Source organism: Paenibacillus lutrae (assembly GCF_009757775.1).
Lineage (GTDB): Bacteria > Bacillota > Bacilli > Paenibacillales > NBRC-103111 > Paenibacillus_F > Paenibacillus_F lutrae.
Genome location: NZ_RHLK01000001.1, coordinates 157,428 through 182,779, shown reverse-complemented (window position 1 = coordinate 182,779; position 25,352 = coordinate 157,428). Strand labels below are relative to the sequence as shown.

The following is a 25,352-nucleotide window of genomic DNA, read 5'->3' as shown; positions in this document are numbered from 1 at the left end:
TTATCAGCTATATGAATATTTTGATCAAATCTCAAATGCAGTACCGGACTTCATTCTGGCTGCTTACTCTCGGCCAATTTTTGATCCCTTTCTCCATGTTTGCCGGTGTATACTTCCTGTTTGAGCGATTCGGCCAAATCAAGGGATGGTCCTTCCCCGAAGTCGCCCTTTGCTTTTCGGTTATTCACATGGGCTTTGCCATTGCCGAGTGCTTCGCCCGCGGATTCGACTCCTTCTCGACCATGGTCGTGAACGGGGATTTCGACCGCGTCCTGGTACGCCCCCGCAGTACGGTCATTCAGGTACTCGGTTCCAAGTTTGAATTCACCCGGTTCGGCAGGCTGGTTCAGAGTCTCCTCGTCTTGTTGTGGGCGGTCAGTCAGCTGCCTGTCGAATGGACCCTACTCAAGATGCTGACTCTGGTATTGATGATCGCAAGCGGAGTGTTCATCTTCTCGGGTATTTTTATACTGGCGGCAACCCTTTCTTTCTGGACGATCCAGGGGCTTGAGGTTGCGAATATTTTTACAGACGGCGGTAGAGAAATGGCACAATATCCGCTCGATATTTATAAGAAATGGGTGTCCAGATTCTTCACCTTCATCATCCCGTTCGGATTGGTCAACTACTACCCTCTTCTATATATCGTAGACAAAAATAACGGGCACGATCTCCTCCACATGCTCGCTCCCCTTGCCGGATTCCTATTCCTCATCCCCTGTCTGACGATCTGGCACTTCGGGGTTCGTCACTACCGTTCGACCGGGTCATAAGTATACATCACATTCACAGGCAGCCGATACTTGGGCTGCTTGTTTGCGTTCCGGGCTGCGCATATCCGTTCTGAGAGTACTGAAATGCCAATGGCTTATTCATAAAATCCCCACGTCTGGTACATCCTATCTAACACGTATCCAAAAATAAACGGGATGTTATTCCAGTTACTTCCCCCAGCATCTGTCAAAAGACTCCCGACAAGGCAGGTCTTCTCATGCATACATCGCACGGTAGAATTTCATTTTTGCAGCTGGCTATGATTTTTTTGCTGGTCAACGGGCTGACAAGCCACGTCATTATCAATCCGGTTGTCCTGGACGCTTCGGGCAGGGACGCTTGGCTCATCCCTTTTTTTATCGCGGTTCCGCTAGCCATTTGGTGCATCCTGCTGTATTACATTATGAAGAAATCGGGACAACAGAAGCTTCAACCCTGGCTTGCCCAGAAGACAAACCCGGTTGTTGCCTGGCTTCTGGTTGTTCCGTTATATATTCAGGTTTATCTGATTGGGGCGACGACACTTCTGCATACAACCGGATGGACCGTTACCAATTATTTGCCCTCTACGCCCAAAATGGTGCTGTCCATCGTCTTGGTCCTGATTTGCGGTTATGCAGCTGTCTCAGGGATCAGGGCCATTGCAATCGGAGCCGGCATCTTACTGCCTTTTGTAATTGTACTCGGTTATTTCGTTGCTATTGCCAACACTCCGGAGAAAGAACTGGGATTGTTACGACCTTTTCTGGAATACGGTCCCGGACCTGTCTTTGAAGGCATGATAACTGCCGGCGGCGGATTGACGGAACTTATCTTACTGATCGCTCTGCAGCATCATTTAAAAGCACCGGTGAAATTATGGTATTTGCTGGTTCTTGGACTTGTCCTGCTTCATATCATGCTGGGTCCCCTGGTAGGCGCTATAACGGAATTTGGCCCTGTTGAAGCAGCGAAACAGACGGAATCCCCCTATGAACAGTGGCGGCTTGTAACAGTCGGTGATTTCATCGAACATGTTGATTTCTTTTCAGTCTATCAATGGCTCGCCGGAACCTCAATCCGGATCAGTTTGTCGCTCTATTTATTGTCGGACCTGCTTCCTTTGCCTGACAAAAAAATGCGTAAACGTTTCATCATCGGTATGGCCATCAGTTATTTTGGAATCAGTATGGTGCCGATCAATCAACTCTTATTCTACAAATTTATGAGTGATTACTATTTTCAAATTACGCTCTATGTGATGGTCGCACTCGCACTAATTTGGTTCCTCATTTCTATATTCGCTAAATCCGGGCAGGAGAGGAAGGTATAGATGTCGCAAAATAATTTACAAATCTGGAGTGAACAGCAGCTCAAAAGACTATTCGAGAAATACGCGGATCTGGTCATTATGACTCATTACTTCGGCGATGAGAATGCGGCAGAAGTGATTCTGGTCTTCAGTGAAGGAACGTGCGACAGCAGCATCATCGGTATGAGCATTCTCCCTTCTCTGGAAAGACTTTACAAGTCCGAAGGAGGATTCTTTCTCCATGGACTTGATCTCTATGCAAGCTTGCCCCTTACCCATTTTAAAGGCGAGATCGACCTGGAGAAAATGACAGATCATTTATTTCTCGGTGAAATCATGATTATCTTCCCGGAGATTCATGCCGTTTTTCTGATGGATATCAGCAAGCTTCCCCAGCGTTCACCTGAAGAATCTTCTACGGAAATCTCGATTAAAGGGCCGAAAGACGGTTTTGTTGAGAATATAGTGATCAATACGGCTCTAATACGCAAAAGACTCCGAGGCAGTTCGCTGTGCAATGAAAATTTCGTCATTGGCACAAGAACAAAAACCAGAGTGGGTTTGATGTATGTGGATGATATTATATCCCCCGTCATTCTGAATGAAGTCCGCCAAAGATTGAACCACATTAAAGTGGATGGCATCTACAGTTCCAACCAGATCGAAGAATTAATTGCTGACTATAAATATTCACTTGTGCCTCTAGTGGATAACACAGGTCGGCCAGATTTTATTGTCGATGCTCTTCTTAATGGAAGATTTGCCATTATAGTGGATGGGAGTCCGATGATTACGGTGGGACCGGCCTCTCTTTTTCTACAGCTAAAGTCTGCTGAAGATCTTCATTTCAATTTCATTTATACGTCATTTGCACGTATCATTCGCATTATCAGTCTGTTCCTGACTATTCTGCTGCCGGCTCTATGGGTTGCGTTAACCGCTTACCATCAGGACCAGGTCCCTTTCCGTCTTCTGGCGACGATTGCAACGGCCAGACTGGGATTGCCGTTCTCCGCCCAAATCGAACTATTCGTCCTGCTGATTCTGCTTGAAATTTTCCGTGAAGCAGGGGTACGTCTGCCCAGCTCCATCGGTCAGACTTTAACGGTAGTCGGCGGTCTCATAATCGGAGATGCCGCAATCCGCGCCGGGCTGGTCTCCCCTTCCGTTGTCGTTGTAGGAGCCGTCACGACGGTATGCGCCGCTACGCTTGTCAATCAGAATTTAGGATCTACAGTAAGCATTATCCGGTTTTTCCTCTTTTTCTGCAGTGCACTTCTCGGCATGTTCGGGGTCATTATGGGGACGGTGCTGCTCGTCTTCTATTTGTCCAGACTCCGCTCGTTTGGTATTCCCTACCTTTCGCCGTTTTCTCCACCTTTCTTCAAACAGATGATTCCTGGAATCCTTCGTCTACCGTGGCCTTTGTTAACCAAACGTTCGCCGAACCTGCATCCTCAAGATCCCGATCACCAGGAGAGTGACAACCGTGAGAATTCTTAAAACAGGTTCGATTTTCCTGCTTCTGGTCTCTTTGATGACTGGTTGCTGGAGCTCCAGAGATCTACAAACCATGGCTTATGCGACCGCATTAGTCGTGGATTTTGTAGATAATAAATATGTCATTCACGCCCAAATTCTGAATTTCTCGAATATCGCCAAGAATGAATCGACTCAAATTGGTCAAGAGGTTCCGATCTGGATAGGTAAAAGTGAAGGAACCACCGTTACGGAGGCGATGACTACTTTCTATGCCACTTCCCAACTACGGATTTTCTGGGGGCACCTCAAAGCAGTCGTTGTGACCGAGAATATGATGAGAAGAGGGTTAAGAGAAGTTTACGATGAAATGAACCGGTTCCATCAGATACGCTTTAATGTCCTTTTCTACGGAACTAATGAATCTCCGACCGAGCTTCTCTCCCGCAAATCATTGCTGAACTTTTCACCTTTGGAGTCTCTCTTGGCAAGACCGAAGCAATTTTATGACCAGAAATCATTAATACTCCCTTTGTATGGTTTTAAATTCATTGCTCAGCTAAATGAGGCGGGTAATTCTACTTTACTGCCTTCACTAGCCATTCGAAATGGTGTTTGGACAGAGGATACGACGAATAAGGGAATGCTTGATATTGATGGCGCTTATTTCTTTAACGACCTGAAATACACCGATTGGATGCCGATCTCAGATCTGCTGGGAGCACGCTGGCTTCAGACCAAATTAAGACGGTCACCTATTAACGTGCCGGACGAACAACCTTTTGCCGTGCTCTTTATGGAAAACCCCAAATTCGCCATTACTTCTCTTATTGAAGGTGAAGAAGTTCGCTATAACATTGATATTGAGCTTTCTTCTTATGTAAACGAACTCCGCGAGAATGTATCGGGGGAAGATATTAAGAAAGCCGCGGAGAAAGTCATTGAGGATGAAATCCGAAACACCTACAACAAGGCGATTCTTAAAAAAGTCGATATCTATATGTTAAGCAAAACGTTATATAGGAAACACCCGAAAGTATGGAAAAAAATCTATGATAAAAAGGAATTTCCTTTGAAAAAGGATAGTCTGAATGAAGTTAATGTGAAAATCCACATTGATCATTACGGAAAATATAAAGACAGACTTTATGAGGTGAAATAATACCCCCTCCACCTGCCACTGAGTTCCCTTACAAGACAGGAACTATTCATTCACTTGAAATTTCGTCCGTATTCGTTTAAGGTTTGTTCATTGCAAATGGATCTTTACTGGACTGGAGAAGGTGTGAATGGTGAGACTTCAAATCCTTATCGCGGATGACGATCCGCATATCCGTGAACTGCTGCGCTTCCTTTTGAAGAAGGAGGGCTATGCCGTCAAAGAAGCCGAGGATGGCGAACATGCTTCGCTCCTGCTGGAACAAGAACAAATCCATTTGGCAGTGGTCGATGTCATGATGCCGGCCAAAAATGGCTGGGAGCTGTGCAAGGAGATCCGGAAATTTTATGATATCCCCGTCATCATGTTAACAGCCAAGGGAGAATTGGAAGACAAGGAGAAGGGGTTCCTGTCCGGGACGGACGATTATCTGGTCAAGCCCTTTGAGCCCAAGGAACTGCTTTTCCGGATCAAAGCCCTGCTGCGGAGGTATCAGATGGTTTCATCCGCTGTTATCCAGCTAGGCCAGACACAAATTGACCGGAAGAGTTATGAAATCCTATGCGGTGACGACAAAAGAGTTATTCCTCTCAAAGAGTTTGAACTCCTGGCGCAGCTGGCGAGCCATCCCGGGCGTATTTTCACGCGGGAACAGCTGCTCCGGCTTATTTGGGGTTCGGATTATGAAGGCGACAGCCGTACGATCGATGTCCACATCAAACGATTGAGGGAACGGTTCACAGACCGCGGAGATGATTTCGTCATCACCACCGTGCGGGGTCTGGGCTATAAGCTGGAGGCCCTCTCTTCATGAAAACCTTATATATCCGCATCGTGATTACTTATATCTTCATTGCCATGCTTAGCAGCATCCTTGCACTGGCAGCCGCTAACGCTTTCTATATGTACCAGCTTAAGGACTATAACGAACGGAAAATCCTGAACATTTCCAAAGAGATTAAGCAGCTATACGAGCAGTCTCCGCAGCTTGAGCTTGCTAATTATTTGACCCGGATTGCAAATCTGGGCTTCCAACTGTATACGGTAGATGAGAACTTGACGGGAACCTACTATGGTGAACCGTTCAAACACACTCAACTGGCGGCGGAAACAATCGAGCGGGTTCTGCGCGGTGAAACCTACAACGGCATCAAGGAAGAAGAAAATTTTCTCATGATCACGGGCTTTTTTGAGAACAGCCTGCGTAACAGTATCGGTATTCCAATCCGGGCTGACGATACGACGTATGCTCTGTTCGTACGTCCTAATTTAGAGCAGCAGATTGGAGAAGTTCGGGTGATTGTCGCTCTTCTGTTCGTGTTTACGTTTGTTTTCAGCATATTGTTTATTGCTATCTTCACCCGCTACATTGTTAAGCCTGTCAAAAAACTGACTCAAGCAACCAATGAGATCGTCGGCGGAAATTATGACATGGTAATGGATGTCTCAAGAAGGGATGAAATCGGCAATTTGGCCCGTCATTTTACACAAATGGCCCAATCTCTCAAGAAACTCGACGACATGCGTCTTGAATTTGTAGCGAATGTGTCCCATGAGATCCAGTCCCCCCTTACATCGATTCAGGGATTTGCGAATGCGATTCTGACGGGAACAGCGGATCCGGAGGAAAAGACGCGTTATCTTCACATTATTGAGGAAGAAAGCAAGCGGCTTTCGTCACTAAGCAAACAGCTGCTGACACTTGCCGCGCTGGACAAACAAACCAATCTGGTTAAGCCCCAACCCTTTAGACTGGATGAACAAATCCGGCAAATTCTGATCACAACGGAGTGGCAGTGGGCGGAGAAACAGATCGTGCTGGATCTTGATCTCCCTGAGGTCGTCATCACGGCAGATCCGCAGCTTCTCCATCAGGTCTGGTTTAACTTGATCACCAACAGCATCAAATTCTCACAACCTGGGGACACACTTGCTGTCCATATCCAAAAAGGGATATCCTCAGACACTGCGGCTGGCTGTACGGTAACGATCCGTGATACCGGAGCAGGAATCGCCGAGGAAGATCTCCCCCATGTTTTCGACCGGTTCTATAAAGCGGATAAAGCCCGTCAGCGTCCGGGTTCCGGCAGTGGTCTCGGTTTATCTATTGCGCATAAAATCATCGATCTGCACCACGGTACAATCGAGATCGACAGTGTATTGGGCCAAGGAACGACCTTCCGAATCCGGCTGCAGGCGTTGTAAGGTTCCGTTCATACGGTTCCAGTCGCCATGCTTACCTTGTTCGCCGCTGTTTTTGATGCCTGACACCACAACAGACGGATTCCGGTTTAGAATGCTGTCCCATGAAAATGTACGAAAGGGATGCTGGATGAATTTCCAGTATCCCCTTTTGTTTTGGAAACTAATCGGCAGCAGATGTCATCCTCCAAGGATGCACAAAAAAAGGTATCTCAACCAAGTTGAAATACCTGTGTATCTTGTTTAAGTATAATGGGTTAATTAATTCGCTTTAAAAATACGGACGGTGCCTGACTTTAACCATTCCTGCGCTCTGAACTTTGGCCTGGCAAGAAAGCCGGAATCCTGCTTCAATCTCTTCGGGCTCAAGCCGGACGAGTTCGATCTCCGCCGGTTCCGTTAAATGCTCCATGCCCTCACTAACATGGCAGCGGCATCGTGCACAAGTTCCCCGCGTACAATTAAAACCCCAGTCGACTTTATGCTCTCTCGCGAGCTCCAGGACGGAAGCCCCGATGACCGACTCTACTTCTTTAACGATGCTGCGGCCTTGTAACTCCATCATCGCATCCACTCTCTATTCCGCGGACTTCAATCTCTGCTGCATAAATACGAGCTCATGGGCTAATTTCTCGATTCTTGCGAGTACATCGGGATCTGTCAATTCTTTATGTTCATTAAAATGATCGTCATGGGCATAGACGTAACTAGGCGCCACAAAGGATCTGAAAAATCCTGCAATCGGCTTCAGCTGATTCTCGATCACCAGGTAATGCTGGTATGTTCCGCCCGTTGCTACAAAACCGACTACTTTCTGCTGAAGCGCTGTAACAGGAATCAAGTCGAATAAATTTTTGAGCACGCCTGACATGGAAGCTTGGTAAATCGGAGTTCCGATCAAGAAAAAATCACCGGATTCGATCATATCCATAGCCGCTCTCGTGTCGCCCGTATATTGCGAAGGATCACGTCCGTCACAGAACTGGACATCGAACTTCTTGAGATCCAGAAGTTCCGTTTCGACTTCGGGATAGTGCTTCTTAACCTGCTCCAGAACGCTGCTAACTACAATCTCTGTTTTGGCCCCGATAATAGTGCCTGAAATACCTACTAACTTCATCTGAAATTGCTCCTTTATTTGTATTTGAATCTTATTTTACAATCCCTGCTGCATTTAGGCTACGGACTTTCCTTAAGAGCAAGAAGGGCCTGTAGTCAGGTAGCCTGCTCATCCGTATTCACAAAGAAATGCGCAGAGACGGACAGCCGTTCCAATAGAGCCTGACGCAGGTTCTCATCCGGAACTGCTTCCTCCAGTGCCCTTCTCATACAGTCCAGCCATGCATCCGCATGCCTGGGCGTGATAGGAAAAGGCATATGGCGTGCCCTCATTCTCGGATGTCCGAATTCAGATGTATACAGAGGGGGGCCTCCGAAGAATTGCGTCAAGAATAGAGTCTGCTTCTCCATTACGGGATAAATATCTTCGGGAAATAAGGGAGCAAGCAGCGGATCTTCGAGTACTTTGGGGTAAAAAGCTTCAACAATCCGTTGAATTGTCCGTTCCCCTCCCATTTGTGCAAACAGATCCATCGCCTGTGACCTCCATTCAATTGAAACCGGATCAAAGAGCGTTCCGGGAGTTTTTATACATATTCGTATATTAATTATTATAACCCTTAACCCAGATGTCAAGAGCACACCGGAAATAATTAGTCATCGGCCCTACTAGGTTGTTGACTAGGGAATCTTTAGTGTTCTACAATTACCCTATTATGCTACATTATTAGTGGAGGAGGTTGGTCTAACCTATCAGCTTCCGAACTTGTCTATCCGGTTCCGGTTATGGATCTTCTACCGGCGGTTCCTGCTTGATTCTTTCTACAAAAAGACTAGCTAACTTACATAAGAAACGGTCATACTCGTTAGCTTCGCTCATACCTGCTTTCTTTTTTTGACAGCGGCGGGGCCTAGCACAGCGCCGGCAAGCGTGGTAAACTCAAAGTTATAAGGCCTTCAGTCCATGAAGGTCCGAAAGCACATCCCGATTATTCCGATCCGTTATTTCATAATAACTATCGGGGTGAAGCCGTCTTGCATCTGATGACTGCAGGAACACAGGTATAAGACTGATCGGGAGGGCGGTCAAGGACAGAGCTGACAGAAGGTGATAAACCATGAATAAAGAAGATATTATCTCGGCTATTGTTCATCTGACAGATGAAGAGCATCAACTGCCTCTTACTGATTTGGGGCTTATCCGTGACATTATGACCCGCGGGGATTATGCCGCTCTTACGGTCACTCTTAGTACGGATATGTCCGATAAACAGGAATGGTACAAGGATCAGATTGTACAAGCATTAAGCCCGAAAGGAATAACCGAAGTACATGTGCGTTTCAAAGAAGTTTCTCCCCGGGAAAGACAAGAAATCGTCAATTCCAGGATAAACAAACCCGCACAGCCTCCTGTACAAAAAGCACCCGCGATGCCAGCTTACGCTTCCATCGTCTCCGAAGAATCCGGCATCCAGTTTATTGCCGTAGCCAGCGGCAAAGGAGGCGTCGGCAAATCCACGGTGACGGTTAACCTCGCTGCAGCGCTTGCGCGATCCGGCCAACGCGTAGGTGTCATCGATGCGGATATTTATGGGCACAGTATCCCATCCATGATGAACATCGACGAGCGGCCGCAGAAGCATAATAACCGGATTATGCCGATTGAACGTGAAGGACTCCAGGTGATCTCGACCGGGTTCTTCGTAGCAGGCAATAAGCCTGTTGTATGGCGCGGACCTATGCTGGCGAAGATGTTCACGACCTTCCTGAGCGAGGTAGAATGGGGACCGCTGGATATCATCGTGATAGATCTGCCCCCGGGAACAGGTGATATCGCGCTGGATGTGCATCAGAGAATTCCGCATTGCGCCGAAATTCTGGTGACCACTCCCCACCCCACTGCCCAGCATGTGGCTTCCCGTGCCGGTGAGATGGCCCGGCAGACGAATCACCCGATCCTGGGTGTCGTTGAGAACATGTCTTATTTCACGGACCCGGCCGGAATCCGGCACGATTTGTTCGGCCGGGGTGGCGGCGCTGCACTTGCAGAGCAGATGGAGACGGAGCTTCTCGCCCAGATCCCGATCCGTTCCTTGGGCGGAATCCCGCTTGACGAAGCGCAAACGGCATCTTCGGTTTACCCGGAGCACTCCGAGCAGCGCAAAATATTTGACGAGTTAGCTGAGAAAGTTCTTAAACAGTTGGCTTGTCTATAGAATTGTTAGTACAATAAAATCAAGAAATGACAACCCGTAAAGGAAAGGTGGATTCAAATGACTTACGTAATTGCTTCTGCTTGTATTGATGAGAAGGCGGCTGATTGTGTGGACGTATGCCCGGTGGATTGCATCGCCGAAGGTCCAGACCAATATTACATCGATGCCGATACCTGCATCGAATGTGGAGCCTGCGAGGCTGCTTGCCCGGTAGGCGCCGTATTCTGGGATGAAGAGCTTCCCGAAGAAGAAAAAAGCTTTATCGTTAAAGCTGAGGAATTCTACAAGAACCGCTAATACGTTCGAGAGAGCCCGTTGATGTATACATCAGCGGGCTTTTTTCTGTCTGTAAGTAACGACTCCATCCGCCTGTTTACCAGCCTTGCTTCCTTTTGCTTACTTACATCTCATTTAGGCAGCGCCTTCTGGAAATCCCCCGCTCCTTCCCTTTTTCTGTCCATCACGTCGTACTTACGGCCCCTTCTGATAAGAGAGTCCATCCGCCGCTTCCATCGGCATTTCAAGTGCATAGTATAGGGCTAAGCCGGAGCAATGGAGCCTACATACGCTTCATTTGATGTGATTGAATAGGAGATCGGTCTGCCGCATCCTGCTGCATAAGCTTGGCGCCCCATCTCTTGCGGCTCCCGGGTGTATAGATAATTAAAGGAGGGGTATGTGTGGAGAGTTATCAGGTGATCTGGAATGGAGCTGTAAGGAATTCCAGCGGAATTAATACCGCAAGCAGAGAGTATGCCCTTGCTCTTCACCGTCAAGGAGTCGATGTCAAAATCAAGTCCCGGAGACACGGGAAGGGCCAATACCGGAAAACGACGGATCAGTTGGATCAATTAATTCACAAAGGCTATGCCCAGGGTAAACAACGCGTGTTGATTCATCACGGTCATCCCAACACGTTAAACATTCAGGAGGCTCGTCAAAACAGCGATGTGCTCCTGCTTAATACGGTTTGGGAAACGACTAAGATTCCGCGCAGCTGGTTCCCGAATATTAACCGGTTTGATGCCGTCTGCGTTCCTTCTTACCAGAACCGGAAGGCTCTGCGGGACAGCGGAGTCAAGGTTCCCGTATACCTAGTCCCTCATGGCGTGCATACGAACAAATTTACACCTGCAAATCCTAAATTATCACTCCCTCTTCTTCCGCAAACATTTGTGTTCGTATCCGTCTTTACTTTTCAGCACAGAAAGAATCCGGAGACCTTATTAAGAGCTTACTGGGAAGAGTTCTCCTCGGCTGATCATGTGGCTTTATTAATCAAGACAAGCGGATCGAACATACAAGGTCAAATTCGTGCTTATAAGAAAAAGCTGGGGATTACTAAGAAAACATCCCCCTTGTATATCATGAACGGCCGGGCAGATCCGCGTAAACTTAAAGGCATCTATACCAAAGGAAATGCTTTCGTCCTTCCTACCCGCGGCGAAGGTGTGGGTCTTCCCTTCCTTGAATCGCTGGCAAGCGGGACTCCTGTTATTGCTACAGGCTGGGGCGGACACATGGATTTTGTTGACAGCGGCAACTCCTTCCTCGTTGATTATGACCTGCGTCCGACGACTGCCAGCATGAAACAATCCATTTCGAAAAAATTCGAATTCTTATTCGCACAGCAGGGACAACAGTGGGCTGAAGCTGATCTGGCAAGCCTGAGAAAGCAGATGCGTCTTGCCTACGAGAATCCCGAGCTTTGCCGCCGGAAAGGGATGCAGGGCCGTAAAGACATGTTCCAGTGGTCATGGAACCGTTCCGGGAGACGTATGAAGCAAGTCATCGAGAGTGTACTTCGCTCCAAGACGTGACCCCTCCCCGCTTCCGGCTCCAGCAGTCTTCTTTTCGCTTGTCAGACCGGCACAACCCCAATCCGGAGGAGTGCTCTGCACAGCCGGAGATTTCAAGGGAACGGATGCATTGCCCGGGAGTAAAAAGAAACACACAAAAAAGGGCTTACAATCCAAGCCCTTTTTTGTGTGTTTTTTGCCAAACGGATTACATGGACCTATTCGTACACAGGCATAGCTTCCGGCTTCACACGGAAATAGGTCCGTACGGCTGACTAGCATGTGTGTATGGCTGACTACTTCGTTACTGTGAGACTCTCTCTTGACTCACCGGCCGCTTGCACCATATTGCGCAGGGCCGCGATCGTTTCCTCGCTGCCTCGAGTCTTCAAACCGCAATCGGGGTTGATCCAGAACAATTCCGGGTCAAGGACACGCAGAGCGCGATGAATCATGCTGACCATCTCTGTGGCAGAAGGAACCCTTGGAGAGTGGATGTCGTAGACGCCCAGACCGATTCCTTTGTCATACGTGTGTTCCTCGAAGCTGTGGATGAGTTCGCCATGGCTGCGGGAAGTCTCAATGGATATAACATCCGCATCCAGATCCCGGATCGACCCGACCATATCGTTAAACTCACAGTAGCACATGTGCGTGTGAATTTGGGTTGTGGCATCCACATTCGAGGTCGAGCTGCGGAATGCATCCACGGCCCAATTCAGGTACTCCGCGTGATCCCGCTCTTTGAGCGGCAGACCTTCCCGCAGCGCCGGTTCGTCCACTTGAATCATACCGATTCCGGCTTGCTCCAGTGCCTGAACCTCTTGGCTTAACGCGAGTGAGATCTGGTAGGTGACCAGTTCCCGTGACAGATCATCCCGGACAAACGACCAGTTCAGGATCGTCACCGGACCTGTCAGCATCCCTTTGACCGGACGGTCCGTCAGAGACTGGGCGTAGACGGTTTCATCCACCGTCATCGCACTGGTGTAAGCCACATCTCCGTATATGACCGGAGGCTTCACACAACGGGACCCGTAGGACTGCACCCATCCGTTCTGTGTGAAAGCGAACCCGTCCAGCTTCTCTCCGAAGAATTCAACCATATCGGTCCGCTCGAATTCGCCGTGTACGAGGACATCCAGACCGATTTCCTCTTGGATGCGAATCCACCGGCTAATTTCTTGACGGACAAAATCGCGGTACTGCGCGTCGCTCCATTCCGCCTTTCTCCACTTGGCGCGGGCTTGCCTCACCTCCGGCGATTGCGGGAAGCTCCCGATCGTCGTAGTCGGCAAAAGCGGCAGCTTCCAGCGCTCACGCTGCGCTGTTCTGCGCTCGGCAAAGCTCTCCCGCCGGGCGGCCGGCTGCTGCTTCAGCTGAATCGCCGCTGCCTGCACGGTCTTGTTGCTGCGCGCCGCCGATGTCTGCAGAGCAGCCAGAGCTTGTCCGTTCTGCTCCAGCTCAGCGCGGATGGCGTCCGTTCCCTCCGATGCGGCTTTAGCAAGCAAGGTGATTTCGTCAAGCTTCTCATCCGCAAAAGCAAGGGCATCCTTCAGGACAGGCTCCAGCTTCTCTTCATACGAGGTGGAGACAGGCACATGAAGAAGGCTGCTGGAAGACTGGATCAGGACTTTCTCCTTCGCCACAACTTTAAACACCCGCTCCAGAACGCCGAGTTTAGCGGATAAATCCGCACGCCATATGCCCCGTCCGTCAATCAGCCCGACTCCGAGCACCTTATCCTGCGGAAATCCTTCCTTCTCAAGGGAATGAAGCGTTTGCTTGCCTCCATGTACGAAATCAAGGCCAATTCCGGCGACAGGAAGTTGAACAATTCGGCTGTACGCATCCACAGATTCGAAATAGGTTTGAAGCAGAATGTTAATTCCGGGAACTGCCGCTCCCAGCTGTTTGTAGATACGCTCTACTCGGGTAAGATCTTCTTCGGAAAGTGTGGTCACGAGAACCGGTTCGTCGATTTGTACCCACTGCACCCCTTCTTGCTGCAATTGCAGCAGAACTTGTTCGTACAGGGGAAGGAGCTTGTCGATCCAGGCATCCGTTTCGGCAGTTTTGTAGCCTTTGGACAATTTAAGGAAAGTGAACAAACCGACCAGAACCGGTTTGCCCTCAATATCCAGCTGTTTTTTGGCTTCACGGTAAGCCAGAAGCGGTTTGTTCTCGACAAGCTGGGGCTCCGCTCCGTTTAATTCAGGAACAATGTAATGATAATTGGTATTGAACCATTTGGTCATTTCGCAGGCCGTCGCGCCTTCGGCACCTCTTGCCATTGCATAATAAATATCGAGCGGAACCACACCGCCCTTATAGCCGCTGAATCGCTGCGGAACTAATCCGAACATAGCAGCAGTATCCAGCATGTGGTCATAGAGTGTGAAATCATTGACCGGAATCAAATCAATCCCTTTCTCCTGCTGCAGCTTCAAGCTTGCTAGACGGACTTCCGCCAAACGGCTGTAAAGTTCGCTTTCGTTAATTTTGCCGGACCAGTATGCTTCAAGTGCTTTCTTCCACTCACGCCCGCCCCCGATTCTCGGGTAGCCGAGGATGCTGCTCTTAACTTTAGTCATGTATGTTACCTCCTGAATTATGAATGATCTGAAACACCGATGAAATAAAAAAAGGGTATCTTTATCCGATAAGACAAGGATAAAGACACCCTCTGTATGAATGCGCAGTGGTTGGAATCTTTAACACCTCCCTATCTCCCGTAGGTGAAGCAGTGTTGTCAGAACAGGCAGGTCTCCTGGCTCCAGAATCATCGTCCTTGGGTGCCTTCCCGATCTTAACGATCAGTGGCCTTTACCCGGGCTCATCTGTTACAGTGGCGGGACCGCGCCGGCATTCCACCGGACTTCCCTTTTAAGCTAGGCCGTTTGGCTTCGCACCTGTTCCCACAAATATGGGGTTATGTATGATTGGTATGATTAGGAATGACTATACACCATGCCCAACCTTTTGTGCAAGCTTTAATATCCAGTATTCCTAGTCGTGAGGTTGGAAAATACTTTATTTTGTGTTCGCATACTTGCCAAACTGAATTTGCAAGCTGATTTGCAATCTGCCTTCTCTGCTTAATCTCATGCTTAGTTCAGGCGGGCTGCTGGAATGCATAGACAGTTCAATAAATTGCGGACAAGCAGATCAATCCGGCCGGCAAAAAATAAAAATACCCCGCCTTTGCAGCACAAAGGAAAGGTATTTTCGAGATTAGTCAGATACTATCCGCTTCCTATTTGGCAGCAGAACGTTCTATGCTTTCGAACAAGAAGGACTGGCCATCCCGGTAAAAGCGGGGATCATAGATACCCAGCTGTTTCCCGTCATCCACCACCACGACGAACGGGGACCATTCCTGCAAGGTTTTCGCTTTGGGATTGCCGGTAAACAGCTCATTCAAATCGGCAGTCTCGCTTGATTGTAGAGAAGCAACGGTCTGCTGGCCGGCCCATGTGGATCCTTTCGTCAGCTCGACCTGATCGCCTGTTTTCCCGATAATCGTAAACACGCCCGGCACAAAGTCGGCGGACAACGCCACTTGCTCGTACTTGGTCTGAGCCTGCTGGTACAGCATATAGCCTTGAACGGATTGCATGCCTACATGAAGAGCGATCAGCAGCCAGACCACTTTGAAAATGCGGTGCGGCGCCCACTTTCCCCGGGTGAATCGTGCAGCCAGCAGTCCGGCCAGCATGATGAGCCAGAAGGTTACACTAACGATCGGAATCGTACCGAAGGTAATTCTTGTGCTTGATACCGGTTCAAGATAACCGGTTCCCCAAGCGTTAAACAAATCACTCGTGCTGTGAATGAAGACAGCGAGAGCCCCTATCCCAAACAGTTTCCGGCTCGCACGTCCCCAGAACAGCTTGGTTAAGATCACGAGCACCGCCGCCCATACCGGAATAAGAAATACGGAATGAGTGAGTCCCCGATGCCACATTTGATAACGGCCGGTCGTATCCCACACCTGTGAGATCACATCAATATCGGGAATTTCTGAGCCGATGACGGTCGTGAACAGAAGCGCGCGTTTGTCCCGCAGGGACATTCTGCTTTTGTCGATTGCACCGTATAGGGTTAAGCCGAATAATGCATGTGTAACGGTATCCATAGAAGATAAAGCTTCCTTTCTTATGCCGAAATATCCGAACATGGAGGTTTAGTGCCTTGATTATGAGTATTCGCGGTTAACAGGCATTTTCCTGTTCGCTGATTCAAGTGTTTACATCTTCTTCACTAATTTGTATCCGGTAAGTTTACCCTGTAGTTGAAGTCGGCAGTAATTTAAGCTAGAATAGATTTGTATACATGAAAACTATAATAGTATTTTGAGTTTTCTTCTCCAGATCAAGGGAGGATTGATAGATGAAACACCGGATTATGACCGCATTTATTGAAGAAATTCATCTGAATGGCATGAAGTTTACAATGGATGATCTCGCCAAAAGACTTGGTATCAGCAAACGCACCCTTTATGAACATTTTGATGCCAAGGTTGATATTCTCGATGCGATTATCGATCAATCCATAGCTGACCGCAATGAAATAACCGACCGTATCATCCAGGATGAGAACCTGACCCTAATTGAGAAGATTAGAGGGGTAATTACGGTACTCCCGATCCACTGGGAATTCTATGATCTGCGCATTCTCGACCAGATGAAGCGTTATTATCCGCAGCAGTGGAGCAAGGTCGACACCGAATTAACCGATGATTGGAATGCGCTCCGCCTCTTAATCACGGAAGCTATTGAACAGAAAGAAATGCTTGATATCAACGTTTCTTTAATCATGAAACTGATTATTGACGGCACGAACTCTACGCTCGATCAGCGTTTCTATCAGGAAAATCAGATCACGGTCTCCGAAGCGCTTCTGTCTATCGTTGATATTCTGCTATATGGTCTTATCCCTGAGAATAAAAGATAAATCCGCTTTTATTCTTTCTTTTTCGATTGTGAAAACTATAAAAACATTTTTAGTTTCCAGTGTGACCCTTTTCAATGACAGACTAGTTAATACCACTTTGCTTTTTTTACACGTTGAGGTGAAAAGAAATGTCTTCGCGTTATAAAATGACCCGGCTCCAGCTGACTGGCCTCAGTCTGGTCATTGCTATCCTTTTTATAGACATGCTGCTCTATAGTCTTATTATACCGGTAACTCCCTATTTAACCCAGAAGCTTCAGCCATCTTCTACTATGACGGGCATTTTGTTCAGCTCTTATGCCATCGCCTTGTTTGCTTTCACCCCGATTCTCGGGCCTTTATCGGATAGAATCGGACGGAAAAAGCCCATTCTGATCGGCCTGGCGGGGATGACCCTATCCACCTTGCTGTTCGCCTATGCGGAATCGATGTGGATGCTGATCGGTGCCCGGTTCCTGCAGGGGATAGCGGCAGCCGCCACATGGACAGCCGCTCTCGCGCTGCTGGCCGACCTTTTTCCTCCGAAGATGCGCGGCGGAGCTATGGGGACAGCCTTAACCGGCATGTCCCTCGGCACTCTGCTCGGCGCCCCATTCGGAGGCTGGCTGCTGGACTTCGGCGGCTATGCCACGCCGTTCTACTTTGCAGCAGGGCTGACGGTCGTATGCATTGGACTTGTTTTCTTCCTGCTCCGGGAACCACCGCGTATCCAGGAAGAAAAAACCAATGCGCTATACCTGCTGCGCAACCGGTCCGTGCTGTTCATCGCCGGAGTCGTCCTGACGGCCGAAACGGTTCTCACGCTGCTCGAACCGATTCTGCCGGTGTTCCTGACCGAACGTGTGGCCGCCAGCCCGTCCATGATCGGGCTGCTCTTCGCCGTTATGTCGGTAGCATACGGCGCCGTGGCGCCCCTGTCCGGCATGCTGGCGGACCGCTGGAACCCGCGCTATCTGATGCTGATCGGCCTGTCCTGCCTGGCCGCATCCATGCCTCTTATCGCGGTTTCGCAGACGATGTGGCAGCAGGCGGGAGCCATGCTGCTGGTCGGAGCCAGCGTCGGCTTCGCGCTGTCTCCGACCTTGTCGACACTCGGCACGATTGTCGACTCCGGCGGCAATGCAGGCTCCTATGGCGCCGCTTATTCGCTTTTCAACATGTTCCACGCCGTCGGTATGATTGTCGGTCCATTCCTCGGCGGGGTGCTGACTGATACCTTCAGCGTCCCTAAGACGATTTATCTGGTCAGCAGTGCGCTCCTCCTTGCCGGTTTCCTACTTTTCTATTTGATGACGGCCGGACAAAAAAGAACCCGCAACCTACTTTAAAAATAAACGAAGAGAGATGAAATTTATGAGCCTCTGCATCCGAGAGGTTACTTCCGAGAACTGGCGCGGTATAGCTGAGCTGACCGTCGCCGGACACCAACAGACTTTTATTGAATCCAATGCTTATTCCCTGGCGGAATCCCAGTTCGAAACAAATTGGGTTTCCATCGGGATTTATGATGAAGACACATTAATCGGGTATGCGATGTACGGGCAGGATCTGATGAGCCGCGAGATATGGCTGGACAGGTTTATGATCGATCATCACTTCCAGGGGAAAGGTTATGCAAGGATGATTTTTCCCTTGCTTCTGCAGCGGATCCGCCAAGAGTATTCATGTAAGCGAATCTACTTGAGTGTCCACCAAGAAAATCTCCCCGCCAGGAAACTATATGAATCATTCGGTTTCCGGTTGACCGGCGAGCAGGATACCGGCGGCGAGGCGGTCATGGTCCTGCAAAGTTAAAAAGGGATTTCTTGTTGATCACCGCCTATTACTAGGTTGATCCTTAACATTTCCGTAAGCAGCTTCACTTATTAAAAAGACGCACACAGCTTAAAATGCTGAATGCGTCTTTTTCTTGTATAGCCGAATCATGTCCACTTGTAAAGCAGCGTACTTAGACTTTTGCGGTTTGATTTCACTAGAGTATCGCTTTATAATTTAACAATATATTACATTATTGGAATCAACTTTCCTGGTTGTACAATAGAATTCTAAGAATCCTATAAGATTTTATAGCGGAGGGAATATGACACTACACCAACTATCTAATTCGTGTTCTTTTGTTCTTAATTATTTGCAATTCCTAGATAATATCTATACCAATTTTTATACCGGTTCAGCTAAATTCCCTGCGATTAACTCCAATAAAGAAGGGCTTCTTGAACACGATGTCTTTATTCACAATAAAAAAGAAATGTGGAACCGATACCTTGAAAATTTAAGTAATTCAATGATTTCAAGACTCTCAAGTGAAGCTATTACAATTTTGGATCTTCGATACCTAACCAATCCGTGGCTTTTCGATCATATGTTTAAAGATAAAAGCAACAGCGAGAACGCTTGGAGCCTATTCCAATCTTGGTACTGGGCTCCAACTTTCGGATGCCAATATGTTAACGAAAATGTTTCACATGCACTGATTTTAAACATAAGTGAAACGCTTGCCGGCCATAAAGCCTTTCCTAATTTCCTTATAACCTCAATTTACGACGACCTCCCGGATGGATTAGAATCAGCGAAAGATAATATTTTCGTGTTCTCGATAACAGAGCTATCACTGCCAAACGGACTTCATAATATGGCTAAAAAAATCTTAAACCATATTGGAAGTTAAGACTTGTTATGCTGTATCCAGATGGCTAATTTGGCCGCAATCAGCTTTTGGCGGTCTGCATGGATCCCGCGCTGCAGCAGCAGAGAAACGCCAAGCCGATCACATTCAATGGCTTAGCGTATCTGTTCATTAAAATGTTGTCTGATCGGGCTTTCACGCCATGAACCGAATAAAGAATCTTGCTTCCCCATATAGTAGATGTAAAACTCCAAGGAAGGAGCAATCTCGTATGGATCCTTATCCAGATTACTGGCCCCATTCCCCAGACTCCGTTCAAGCGGGCAAGAATCCCCTTATAGAAGTTAATGGTCAAGGGATACTGACAGCCGTGCCGGACCGGGCCCTCATCGTGCTGGGTGCGATAACCGAAGGAACGGTGCTCGCCCAAGTACAACAAGAGAATGTCGCCGTCATGACCCGTATCATCAACGCCTTGAAGGGATTAGGCATTCCCGGTGAACACATTCAGACAGAAGATTTCCGGATCGATATGCAGTACGATTTCGAGGACGGCAAGCAGACTTTCCGGGGCTACAAGGTGACTCATCTTCTTCAAGTTACCACGGATCGTGTCGGGCAGACAGGAACGATCGTGGACACGGCTGTCGCCAGTGGTGCCAATACCGTGAACAGCATCCGTTTTGCCGCAGCCAAGCCGGAAATTTATGAGAACAAAGCTTTGTCAGCCGCTCTTGTGAACGCCCAACACAAAGCCGCAACCATCGCGCGAACGCTTGGTGTCTCTTTACCGCCCGTTCCGGGTGAGGTTGAAGAAATTACCCTTGCAGGCGGCCCCGTCCCTTACAAAGCGGTCGCTTTTACTCAAAGCGCATCGGCCGTTACCCCTATTGAACCGGGGGAAATTACTTTTTCAGCAGCAGTGAGAGTGAAATATAAGTAAGAATACGAACACTAGATTAAGCGATTTCCCGAGGGCGCAGCCCTCTTTTCTCTATTTGCTTGTATGCTGTGTCACAAAGTCTATAAATTCTGATACACTATGGACACTATAATCAGGTTTATAAGTAAATTCCGGTGCTGTGTAGTCAGGCAGCCAATTTACTCCTACCGTATACACATTCGCTTGGATTCCCGCCTGAATGTCCGCATCACTATCTCCGATAAAAATTGCATCCCTCGGGGGTACACCCAATTGCGATAATGCTTTATTTATTCCTTCCGGGTGGGGCTTTGGTATGCTTACATCATCCCCTGTGATGATCACATCAAATACATGATCCATTTGCAAGGCTTTCAAAGATATTTCCAAGCTTCTGCTTGCTTTTCCCGTCACAATGCCCAGTTTCATTCTTTCCTCTTTCAAATACCCGATTAAATTGTTGATCTCCTTGTTCTGCTTAACGAATTGATTGTGGTAATCCGAATATTGCTCATAGTACAATTCTACCGCTTGATCCTGATCCGCATGAGAAAGATTCTCTCGAATAATTCCAATCTCTGAAGGGCCGAACATGGCCTTTATTTCTTCTTGTGCAAGGTCTTTATTATCAAATTTTTTAAAGACACTTTGAAAAGCATAGAAACAAATGGGCAAAGTATCGGCTAACGTTCCGTCAAAATCAAACAGGATAGCTCTATTCACAATAGATCCCTCATTCTTTGAGTAATTTGATTAGATCTTGCGGTTTGTCAAATTTGTATTGGGCGGGTATTTTATTGTGGTTTTTACATCCCCATAGAGCTAACCCAAAGTCTACACCAGCATCCCGCGCGCATTCATAATCATAAATTGTATCTCCAATATAAATGGAGGCGGCTGGTTCGGCATTAGATATTTCCAAAAATTTAAGCAAAGGCTCCGGATTAGGTTTATGCCGCTGTGTATCGTCTGCACAAACAATGTGTGATAAATATTGGGTTAGTCCGAATGGGACAAAATCATTGTTCAATTCTTCAATCGTTTTTGAAGTTACAATCCCTTGAACGGCGCCTTCGTTCTTTAAATGGCTCATCAAGTCAGCGATGCCTTCAAATACTTGTATGGAAGAATAGAACTCCTTCATGTAGCGGTTCCATCTTTCATTTGCTCGGGCAATATCTCGTATTCCCAATTGAGGCAATGCCGCAGCACCAGGAATACCTAGTACAAAAGCTAGATCTGAGAGTTCAGTATGTAGGTTGTAGTCAATTTTCAGCATCTTCTGAAGCGAACTTAAAACGGCCGTTTCGGTATCGATTAAGGTGCCATCCACATCAAATATAATCGTTTCGTATACAGGCATAAGCAGCCTCCCATTTAGAATAATTACACAAACTACATCAGGTGATTATATAAGGAATTTCATCTTTCTCCATATGATTAATGATGGACGTATCAGCAGTGTTGGTTACAACAAGATCAACTTCATGAAGAGAACAAACATTGTACATATCCCTTTGGTTCCAATTACTCTCTTCAACTAAAAGAATAATCTGCTCTGAATTTTTCATCGCAAGCTTTTTGAGATCGAGGCTCTCCCTTAAACTTGTCGTAACCATCCAGTCTGGAGTAATCCCCGACGTCCGTAAAAAACATTTAGTAAAATTTATACTTGCCATACTGTCAAGCGTAATACTGCCATAACAGGATTCGTCTTTCGGATGGATTTCTCCACCCAGATGAATCACGCGAACCTTTTGGATTAGGTCAGGAAGACCATAAATTCCGTTCGTTACGAATGTAACGTCTGGTATGGGGCCAATTTCATTAAAGATGAGATTCGTATAACTGGAAGCTTCCAAGAACACGGTTTCTCCGGGTTGAATCAACGAGGCGGCGGCTTTTGCAAAAGGTAATTTCCGGGCGGGTTCCCCCCTTTCCTGATAAGGAACAAAACTGGAATGTTTGGAGGGTAACACAGCGCCACCGTATGTTCTTTTCAACAAATCGTTACTTTCCAAAAATCGCAGATCTTTTCGTATAGCATCTTCTGTGACTGCTAACATTCCTGCTAACTGATTCACTTGAACTCTGCCTTCTCTTTTCAGTAATTCAAGAATTTTATTTCGACGCTCTTCCGTGAACATGGATTTCAAAAGATTTACACCACACTTTTATTATTTCGTATTACTTCGTATTGTTTAATATTGTATATTTGTATTCAATTAATTGTCAACGATACAATCAGGTGAATTACATAAAAAAAAGATCAAGGAGAGTTCCTTGATCTGTTATTGTTTACATAATATTTATTATGTTAAATTTAAAATTCTAAAATGTTTAGGATAAATATTTTCCGTCTTCGCCTCCTCTATGTCTTCACATAAAATTCCATTAGGCTTTTCTTCACTCACGATTTTAATTCCATCCCAGCAGGCATTCATCCTATACCACTCCACAACTTCATCCAAAGAAACATGCCCGTCTAACTGATGATGTTCTTTATAATAAGAAACGATGGACAATTTAAAAGCCGGAACCAGCGGATCAGCACTAACGGTTATAACAAAATCTTTGGCTGTGTAATAGTGGCGTAAATAGCTCTCTATCCCATCCATTAAACCGTTCAATGAAGCTGCAAGGACGGGTATTGTTATCCGATTCTTACGGATTAAGCGATTAAAGCCGAATAAATAAGTTGAATTGTAAGCATATTCAGAAGAAAGCAAAGCGGGGTCGTTTGAAAATAACAGATCCGGGTGCTCGGTGATGTTAATGATTTCACGATAGGCTTTTTGTGCATGTATGGATAAATAGTCGAGCAAGCTTACATCCTCCTATTATTTGATTAATAACTATATGTCCTTTATAACCTGCATAGGCAAAAGTACGAGCAATCCCGACGGCTCCCAAAGCATCCAGGCGGTCGGCATCCTGAACGACCCTGCCTTCAATCGTGCGCATAGGCGGATTGGATCCCCCGTTAAATGACAGGGTCGATATAATTTCCAGCACATGCTCTATTTGATCAGGTTCAAGCTGGTTTTGTTCCAGCCAAACTCTAACCTTATTAAGGCCACCCTCTTTGGAATCGTTAAGCTTCTCGTCCGCTACATCATGTAGTAAGGCAGCCAGTTCACACACGTAAGAATCTGCTCTCTCTTGTGCGGCAAGACGGAGGGTCATTTGTCTGACGCGGTGAATGTGCCACCAGTCGTGACCGCTGCTGTCCCCAGCCAGACACTGCTGGACAAATTTCTCCGTACGAAGAAGAAAATCTTGCTCCCGCTTGTTCAAGTGATCCCCTCTTTCCTTGTAAATTGTTGTGGAAATCATACCATAATGTTGACATGACAAACTCCCCTTATAGCGGCAGGTTATGTTATCTAACCTGCCTACTACAAGGGGAGCCTATCATTTACTTGCAAGTCCTGATGTTATTTCTCGCAGGCAACTCCATCCCGGTCTCTGTCCAGCTTCGTACTGTAGCCCGGATCGCCTTCATAAAGAGGCGCGGCTCCAGCCGCTTTGGCCTCTGTGCAGTTTTTGTAAGACACATTTGCATTCTTGGGTTCTGGCTTAGGTGTTGGTGCCGGCTTGGCCGTTGCTTGCTTCGGTGCTGCGGTTGCAGCCGGTTTTATGGCTTCTTTAGGAGACTCCTGCTTTGGCGCTGCAGGTACAGGTGCCGCCTCTGTAGGTACCGGCGCCTGCGTCGCCGCCGATGTCTTAGCTGGCTCCGCGGCTGCGGTAGATGCCGGCTCCAACGCAGGTGTCGCGGTTGGTGTCGCGCTTGGTGTCACGGTTGGTGACACTGTTGGTGTCGCAGCGGCTTCAGCCGTCGGCGTCGGCACGGCCGTTGGCGAAATAACCGGAGCCGCAGGCGTTAACTGCTTGGATGAAGATGAATTCACAGCCCCAATCACCATGACTATGAATAAAGCAGCCGAACCTACAAACATTTTTTTAGCCTTTCCGTTACGCTTAACCAACGAAATGACGGCCCAGACAAGCAGAACCAGACAACCTAACATTCCAATTGCTCCTATTGCATCCCACATAAATCTTTTCCTGCCCCCTAGTATATCTGTTTCTCAAAGCTAGACTAGTATAGCAGGAATTGGATATATATGGTTCGTCTGTTTTGTGACATTTTTTTCTTTTACTTGTGGGAATAAAAGGATCGGGGTTATGTTCTAAGCGTTTTCACCAGCTTAATCAACTCAAGCGTACTTGTTAATACATGATCCGGAGCCGGTGACAATTCTTGATTCTGAACGGTACCGAACCACTGGGCGCCCATTGTAACAACACCTGCCGACTTGCCTGCCATCATGTCCGCATTGCTGTCTCCTACAAAGATAACCTCTTCTTTTGTAAGCCCCATTTGCCGGATAGCCTTTAAGATTCCTTCCGGATCGGGTTTGGCTTTAACGACGTCATCTCCCGTAATAGACAGCTCGAATTTCCCTTCCAGTCCTAATTTAACGGAACAAATATCGAGGCATCTTCTGCTCTTCCCGGTTATGATCCCCAGTTTAATACCGCGCTCAGCTAATTGTTCCAATAGATCCATCATTTCCGGCGATTGGACGACTTGATTCTCAAAGTCTTTCTCAAACACTTCATAGTAATGTTCGATTGCCGCATGTACGGACTTTTTATCGGTAATATGTAGTTTGATAATCCCCTCTTCGGTCGGTCCGAATGTATGTATAATATCTTCGTTGCTCATCTGACGGTTCTCATAATTCAAAAAAACGGACCGGAATGCTGCAAAAGAAAGTGGCAGCGTATCCGCTAACGTTCCGTCAAAATCAAATAGTACCGCTTTAATTCCCATGATTTTGTTTCCTTTCGCACGTAATTAAT

25 protein-coding genes, 1 pseudogene and 1 riboswitch are annotated in these 25,352 nt (G+C 47.3%); of the genes and pseudogenes, 14 read left to right on the top strand and 12 right to left on the bottom strand.

The genetic code is table 11. From position 1 onward, the window contains the following. The first annotated feature begins 11 nt into the window (after positions 1-11). The 6 genes from EDM21_RS00850 to EDM21_RS00825 all read left to right on the top strand — a co-directional run bounded on the left by EDM21_RS00850 (position 12) and on the right by EDM21_RS00825 (position 6,908). Complete coding sequence (locus tag EDM21_RS00850; protein ID WP_157332618.1) at positions 12-773, top strand: ABC transporter permease; 762 nt, start codon at positions 12-14, stop codon at positions 771-773. A gap of 218 nt (positions 774-991) precedes the next feature. Continuing rightward, positions 992-2,086, top strand: a complete 1,095-nt coding sequence (locus tag EDM21_RS00845) for an endospore germination permease (protein WP_157331982.1) — start codon at positions 992-994, stop codon at positions 2,084-2,086. Beyond that, the gene (locus tag EDM21_RS00840; protein ID WP_157331980.1) at positions 2,087-3,568 is read left to right on the top strand and encodes a spore germination protein; all 1,482 of its coding nucleotides are present in this window, start codon (positions 2,087-2,089) and stop codon (positions 3,566-3,568) included. After that, complete coding sequence (locus tag EDM21_RS00835; RefSeq protein ID WP_166541765.1) at positions 3,555-4,706, top strand: Ger(x)C family spore germination protein; 1,152 nt, start codon at positions 3,555-3,557, stop codon at positions 4,704-4,706. Before EDM21_RS00840 ends, EDM21_RS00835 begins: the two co-directional genes overlap by 14 nt. Before the next feature lie 127 nt (positions 4,707-4,833). Further along, the gene (locus EDM21_RS00830; RefSeq protein ID WP_157331978.1) at positions 4,834-5,517 is read left to right on the top strand and encodes a response regulator transcription factor; all 684 of its coding nucleotides are present in this window, start codon (positions 4,834-4,836) and stop codon (positions 5,515-5,517) included. Continuing rightward, the gene (locus EDM21_RS00825; RefSeq protein ID WP_157331976.1) at positions 5,514-6,908 is read left to right on the top strand and encodes a sensor histidine kinase; all 1,395 of its coding nucleotides are present in this window, start codon (positions 5,514-5,516) and stop codon (positions 6,906-6,908) included. The genes EDM21_RS00830 and EDM21_RS00825 overlap by 4 nt, the downstream gene beginning before the upstream one ends. A 268-nt stretch (positions 6,909-7,176) precedes the next feature. Here EDM21_RS00825 and EDM21_RS00820 read toward each other — a convergent pair whose 3' ends face one another. The 3 genes from EDM21_RS00820 to EDM21_RS00810 form a co-directional block, all read right to left on the bottom strand. After that, positions 7,177-7,470, bottom strand: coding sequence for a 2Fe-2S iron-sulfur cluster-binding protein (locus tag EDM21_RS00820; protein WP_157331974.1), 294 nt, complete (start codon positions 7,468-7,470; stop codon positions 7,177-7,179). A 12-nt stretch (positions 7,471-7,482) separates the two neighbouring features. After that, entirely contained in the window at positions 7,483-8,025 is a 543-nt protein-coding gene (locus EDM21_RS00815) for an NADPH-dependent FMN reductase (protein ID WP_157331972.1), read from the bottom strand. 95 nt (positions 8,026-8,120) lie between these two features. Further along, positions 8,121-8,498: a globin domain-containing protein gene (locus EDM21_RS00810; RefSeq protein ID WP_157331970.1), complete on the bottom strand. Its 378-nt coding sequence runs from the start codon at positions 8,496-8,498 to the stop codon at positions 8,121-8,123. Between the two features lie 584 nt (positions 8,499-9,082). On the opposite strand from EDM21_RS00810, the gene EDM21_RS00805 reads away from it, so the two are divergent. The 3 genes from EDM21_RS00805 (at position 9,083) to EDM21_RS00795 (ending at position 12,000) form a co-directional block, all read left to right on the top strand. Further along, positions 9,083-10,180 carry an Mrp/NBP35 family ATP-binding protein gene (locus EDM21_RS00805; RefSeq protein ID WP_157331968.1) on the top strand — a complete coding sequence of 366 codons (1,098 nt, stop codon included), beginning with the start codon at positions 9,083-9,085 and terminating at the stop codon, positions 10,178-10,180. 57 nt (positions 10,181-10,237) lie between these two features. Further along, a complete protein-coding gene (locus EDM21_RS00800) occupies positions 10,238-10,477 on the top strand; it encodes an indolepyruvate ferredoxin oxidoreductase subunit alpha (protein WP_157331966.1) in 240 nt (79 codons plus the stop codon). A 383-nt stretch (positions 10,478-10,860) separates the two neighbouring features. Further along, positions 10,861-12,000, top strand: a complete 1,140-nt coding sequence (locus tag EDM21_RS00795; protein ID WP_166541764.1) for a glycosyltransferase — start codon at positions 10,861-10,863, stop codon at positions 11,998-12,000. A gap of 275 nt (positions 12,001-12,275) precedes the next feature. Here EDM21_RS00795 and metE read toward each other — a convergent pair whose 3' ends face one another. Further along, positions 12,276-14,573, bottom strand: a complete 2,298-nt coding sequence (metE, locus tag EDM21_RS00790) for a 5-methyltetrahydropteroyltriglutamate--homocysteine S-methyltransferase (protein WP_157331964.1) — start codon at positions 14,571-14,573, stop codon at positions 12,276-12,278. Positions 14,574-14,722: 149 nt separating this feature from the next. Next, a riboswitch (cobalamin riboswitch) is annotated at positions 14,723-14,910 on the bottom strand. Positions 14,911-15,235: 325 nt separating this feature from the next. Then, a complete protein-coding gene (locus tag EDM21_RS00785; protein WP_157331962.1) occupies positions 15,236-16,117 on the bottom strand; it encodes a metal-dependent hydrolase in 882 nt (293 codons plus the stop codon). A 254-nt stretch (positions 16,118-16,371) separates the two neighbouring features. Here EDM21_RS00785 and EDM21_RS00780 point away from each other — a divergent pair, with 254 nt between their 5' ends. From EDM21_RS00780 to EDM21_RS00760, 5 genes are all read left to right on the top strand, one after another. Further along, positions 16,372-16,935 (top strand): TetR/AcrR family transcriptional regulator, encoded by a 564-nt coding sequence (locus EDM21_RS00780; RefSeq protein WP_157331960.1) that lies wholly within the window; start codon positions 16,372-16,374, stop codon positions 16,933-16,935. 128 nt (positions 16,936-17,063) lie between these two features. Beyond that, on the top strand, positions 17,064-18,263 hold the full coding sequence (locus EDM21_RS00775) for an MFS transporter (protein WP_157331958.1): 1,200 nt from the start codon (positions 17,064-17,066) through the stop codon (positions 18,261-18,263). Between the two features lie 25 nt (positions 18,264-18,288). Beyond that, positions 18,289-18,729, top strand: coding sequence for a GNAT family N-acetyltransferase (locus tag EDM21_RS00770; protein ID WP_157331956.1), 441 nt, complete (start codon positions 18,289-18,291; stop codon positions 18,727-18,729). Between the two features lie 286 nt (positions 18,730-19,015). Further along, positions 19,016-19,603, top strand: a complete 588-nt coding sequence (locus tag EDM21_RS00765) for a hypothetical protein (RefSeq protein WP_157331954.1) — start codon at positions 19,016-19,018, stop codon at positions 19,601-19,603. Positions 19,604-19,832: 229 nt separating this feature from the next. Beyond that, positions 19,833-20,504 carry an SIMPL domain-containing protein gene (locus tag EDM21_RS00760; RefSeq protein WP_157331952.1) on the top strand — a complete coding sequence of 224 codons (672 nt, stop codon included), beginning with the start codon at positions 19,833-19,835 and terminating at the stop codon, positions 20,502-20,504. Positions 20,505-20,555: 51 nt separating this feature from the next. On the opposite strand, the gene EDM21_RS00755 is transcribed toward EDM21_RS00760, so the two are convergent. The 7 genes and pseudogenes from EDM21_RS00755 to EDM21_RS00725 form a co-directional block, all read right to left on the bottom strand. Continuing rightward, on the bottom strand, positions 20,556-21,206 hold the full coding sequence (locus EDM21_RS00755) for an HAD-IA family hydrolase (RefSeq protein ID WP_166541763.1): 651 nt from the start codon (positions 21,204-21,206) through the stop codon (positions 20,556-20,558). A gap of 10 nt (positions 21,207-21,216) precedes the next feature. Then, positions 21,217-21,846 carry an HAD family hydrolase gene (locus tag EDM21_RS00750; protein WP_157331950.1) on the bottom strand — a complete coding sequence of 210 codons (630 nt, stop codon included), beginning with the start codon at positions 21,844-21,846 and terminating at the stop codon, positions 21,217-21,219. 37 nt (positions 21,847-21,883) lie between these two features. Next, complete coding sequence (locus EDM21_RS00745; RefSeq protein WP_157332612.1) at positions 21,884-22,630, bottom strand: DeoR/GlpR family DNA-binding transcription regulator; 747 nt, start codon at positions 22,628-22,630, stop codon at positions 21,884-21,886. 165 nt (positions 22,631-22,795) lie between these two features. Next, positions 22,796-23,308: a hypothetical protein gene (locus EDM21_RS00740; RefSeq protein ID WP_157331949.1), complete on the bottom strand. Its 513-nt coding sequence runs from the start codon at positions 23,306-23,308 to the stop codon at positions 22,796-22,798. A 28-nt stretch (positions 23,309-23,336) separates the two neighbouring features. Then, positions 23,337-23,819 (bottom strand): annotated as a pseudogene (locus EDM21_RS00735) (HD domain-containing protein); the annotation flags it as partial. 101 nt (positions 23,820-23,920) lie between these two features. Beyond that, a complete protein-coding gene (locus EDM21_RS24695) occupies positions 23,921-24,514 on the bottom strand; it encodes an excalibur calcium-binding domain-containing protein (protein ID WP_201280737.1) in 594 nt (197 codons plus the stop codon). Between the two features lie 155 nt (positions 24,515-24,669). Next, positions 24,670-25,323, bottom strand: coding sequence for an HAD family hydrolase (locus tag EDM21_RS00725; protein WP_157331947.1), 654 nt, complete (start codon positions 25,321-25,323; stop codon positions 24,670-24,672). Positions 25,324-25,352 lie beyond the last annotated feature (29 nt).

What these genes read in the sequence shown, in the direction of transcription:
- EDM21_RS00775 (WP_157331958.1), top strand. Translation starts at nt 17,064, where the DNA reads ATGTCTTCGCGTTATAAAATGACCCGGCTCCAGCTGACTGGCCTCAGT.
- EDM21_RS24695 (WP_201280737.1), bottom strand. Translation starts at nt 24,514, where the DNA reads ATGTTAGGTTGTCTGGTTCTGCTTGTCTGGGCCGTCATTTCGTTGGTT.
- EDM21_RS00785 (WP_157331962.1), bottom strand. Translation starts at nt 16,117, where the DNA reads ATGGATACCGTTACACATGCATTATTCGGCTTAACCCTATACGGTGCA.
- EDM21_RS00815 (WP_157331972.1), bottom strand. Translation starts at nt 8,025, where the DNA reads ATGAAGTTAGTAGGTATTTCAGGCACTATTATCGGGGCCAAAACAGAG.
- EDM21_RS00745 (WP_157332612.1), bottom strand. Translation starts at nt 22,630, where the DNA reads ATGTTCACGGAAGAGCGTCGAAATAAAATTCTTGAATTACTGAAAAGA.
- EDM21_RS00780 (WP_157331960.1), top strand. Translation starts at nt 16,372, where the DNA reads ATGAAACACCGGATTATGACCGCATTTATTGAAGAAATTCATCTGAAT.
- EDM21_RS00770 (WP_157331956.1), top strand. Translation starts at nt 18,289, where the DNA reads ATGAGCCTCTGCATCCGAGAGGTTACTTCCGAGAACTGGCGCGGTATA.
- EDM21_RS00845 (WP_157331982.1), top strand. Translation starts at nt 992, where the DNA reads ATGCATACATCGCACGGTAGAATTTCATTTTTGCAGCTGGCTATGATT.
- EDM21_RS00805 (WP_157331968.1), top strand. Translation starts at nt 9,083, where the DNA reads ATGAATAAAGAAGATATTATCTCGGCTATTGTTCATCTGACAGATGAA.
- EDM21_RS00830 (WP_157331978.1), top strand. Translation starts at nt 4,834, where the DNA reads ATGGTGAGACTTCAAATCCTTATCGCGGATGACGATCCGCATATCCGT.
- EDM21_RS00800 (WP_157331966.1), top strand. Translation starts at nt 10,238, where the DNA reads ATGACTTACGTAATTGCTTCTGCTTGTATTGATGAGAAGGCGGCTGAT.
- EDM21_RS00750 (WP_157331950.1), bottom strand. Translation starts at nt 21,846, where the DNA reads ATGCCTGTATACGAAACGATTATATTTGATGTGGATGGCACCTTAATC.
- metE (WP_157331964.1), bottom strand. Translation starts at nt 14,573, where the DNA reads ATGACTAAAGTTAAGAGCAGCATCCTCGGCTACCCGAGAATCGGGGGC.
- EDM21_RS00840 (WP_157331980.1), top strand. Translation starts at nt 2,087, where the DNA reads ATGTCGCAAAATAATTTACAAATCTGGAGTGAACAGCAGCTCAAAAGA.
- EDM21_RS00850 (WP_157332618.1), top strand. Translation starts at nt 12, where the DNA reads ATGAATATTTTGATCAAATCTCAAATGCAGTACCGGACTTCATTCTGG.
- EDM21_RS00810 (WP_157331970.1), bottom strand. Translation starts at nt 8,498, where the DNA reads ATGGATCTGTTTGCACAAATGGGAGGGGAACGGACAATTCAACGGATT.
- EDM21_RS00760 (WP_157331952.1), top strand. Translation starts at nt 19,833, where the DNA reads ATGGATCCTTATCCAGATTACTGGCCCCATTCCCCAGACTCCGTTCAA.
- EDM21_RS00765 (WP_157331954.1), top strand. Translation starts at nt 19,016, where the DNA reads ATGACACTACACCAACTATCTAATTCGTGTTCTTTTGTTCTTAATTAT.
- EDM21_RS00820 (WP_157331974.1), bottom strand. Translation starts at nt 7,470, where the DNA reads ATGATGGAGTTACAAGGCCGCAGCATCGTTAAAGAAGTAGAGTCGGTC.
- EDM21_RS00825 (WP_157331976.1), top strand. Translation starts at nt 5,514, where the DNA reads ATGAAAACCTTATATATCCGCATCGTGATTACTTATATCTTCATTGCC.
- EDM21_RS00725 (WP_157331947.1), bottom strand. Translation starts at nt 25,323, where the DNA reads ATGGGAATTAAAGCGGTACTATTTGATTTTGACGGAACGTTAGCGGAT.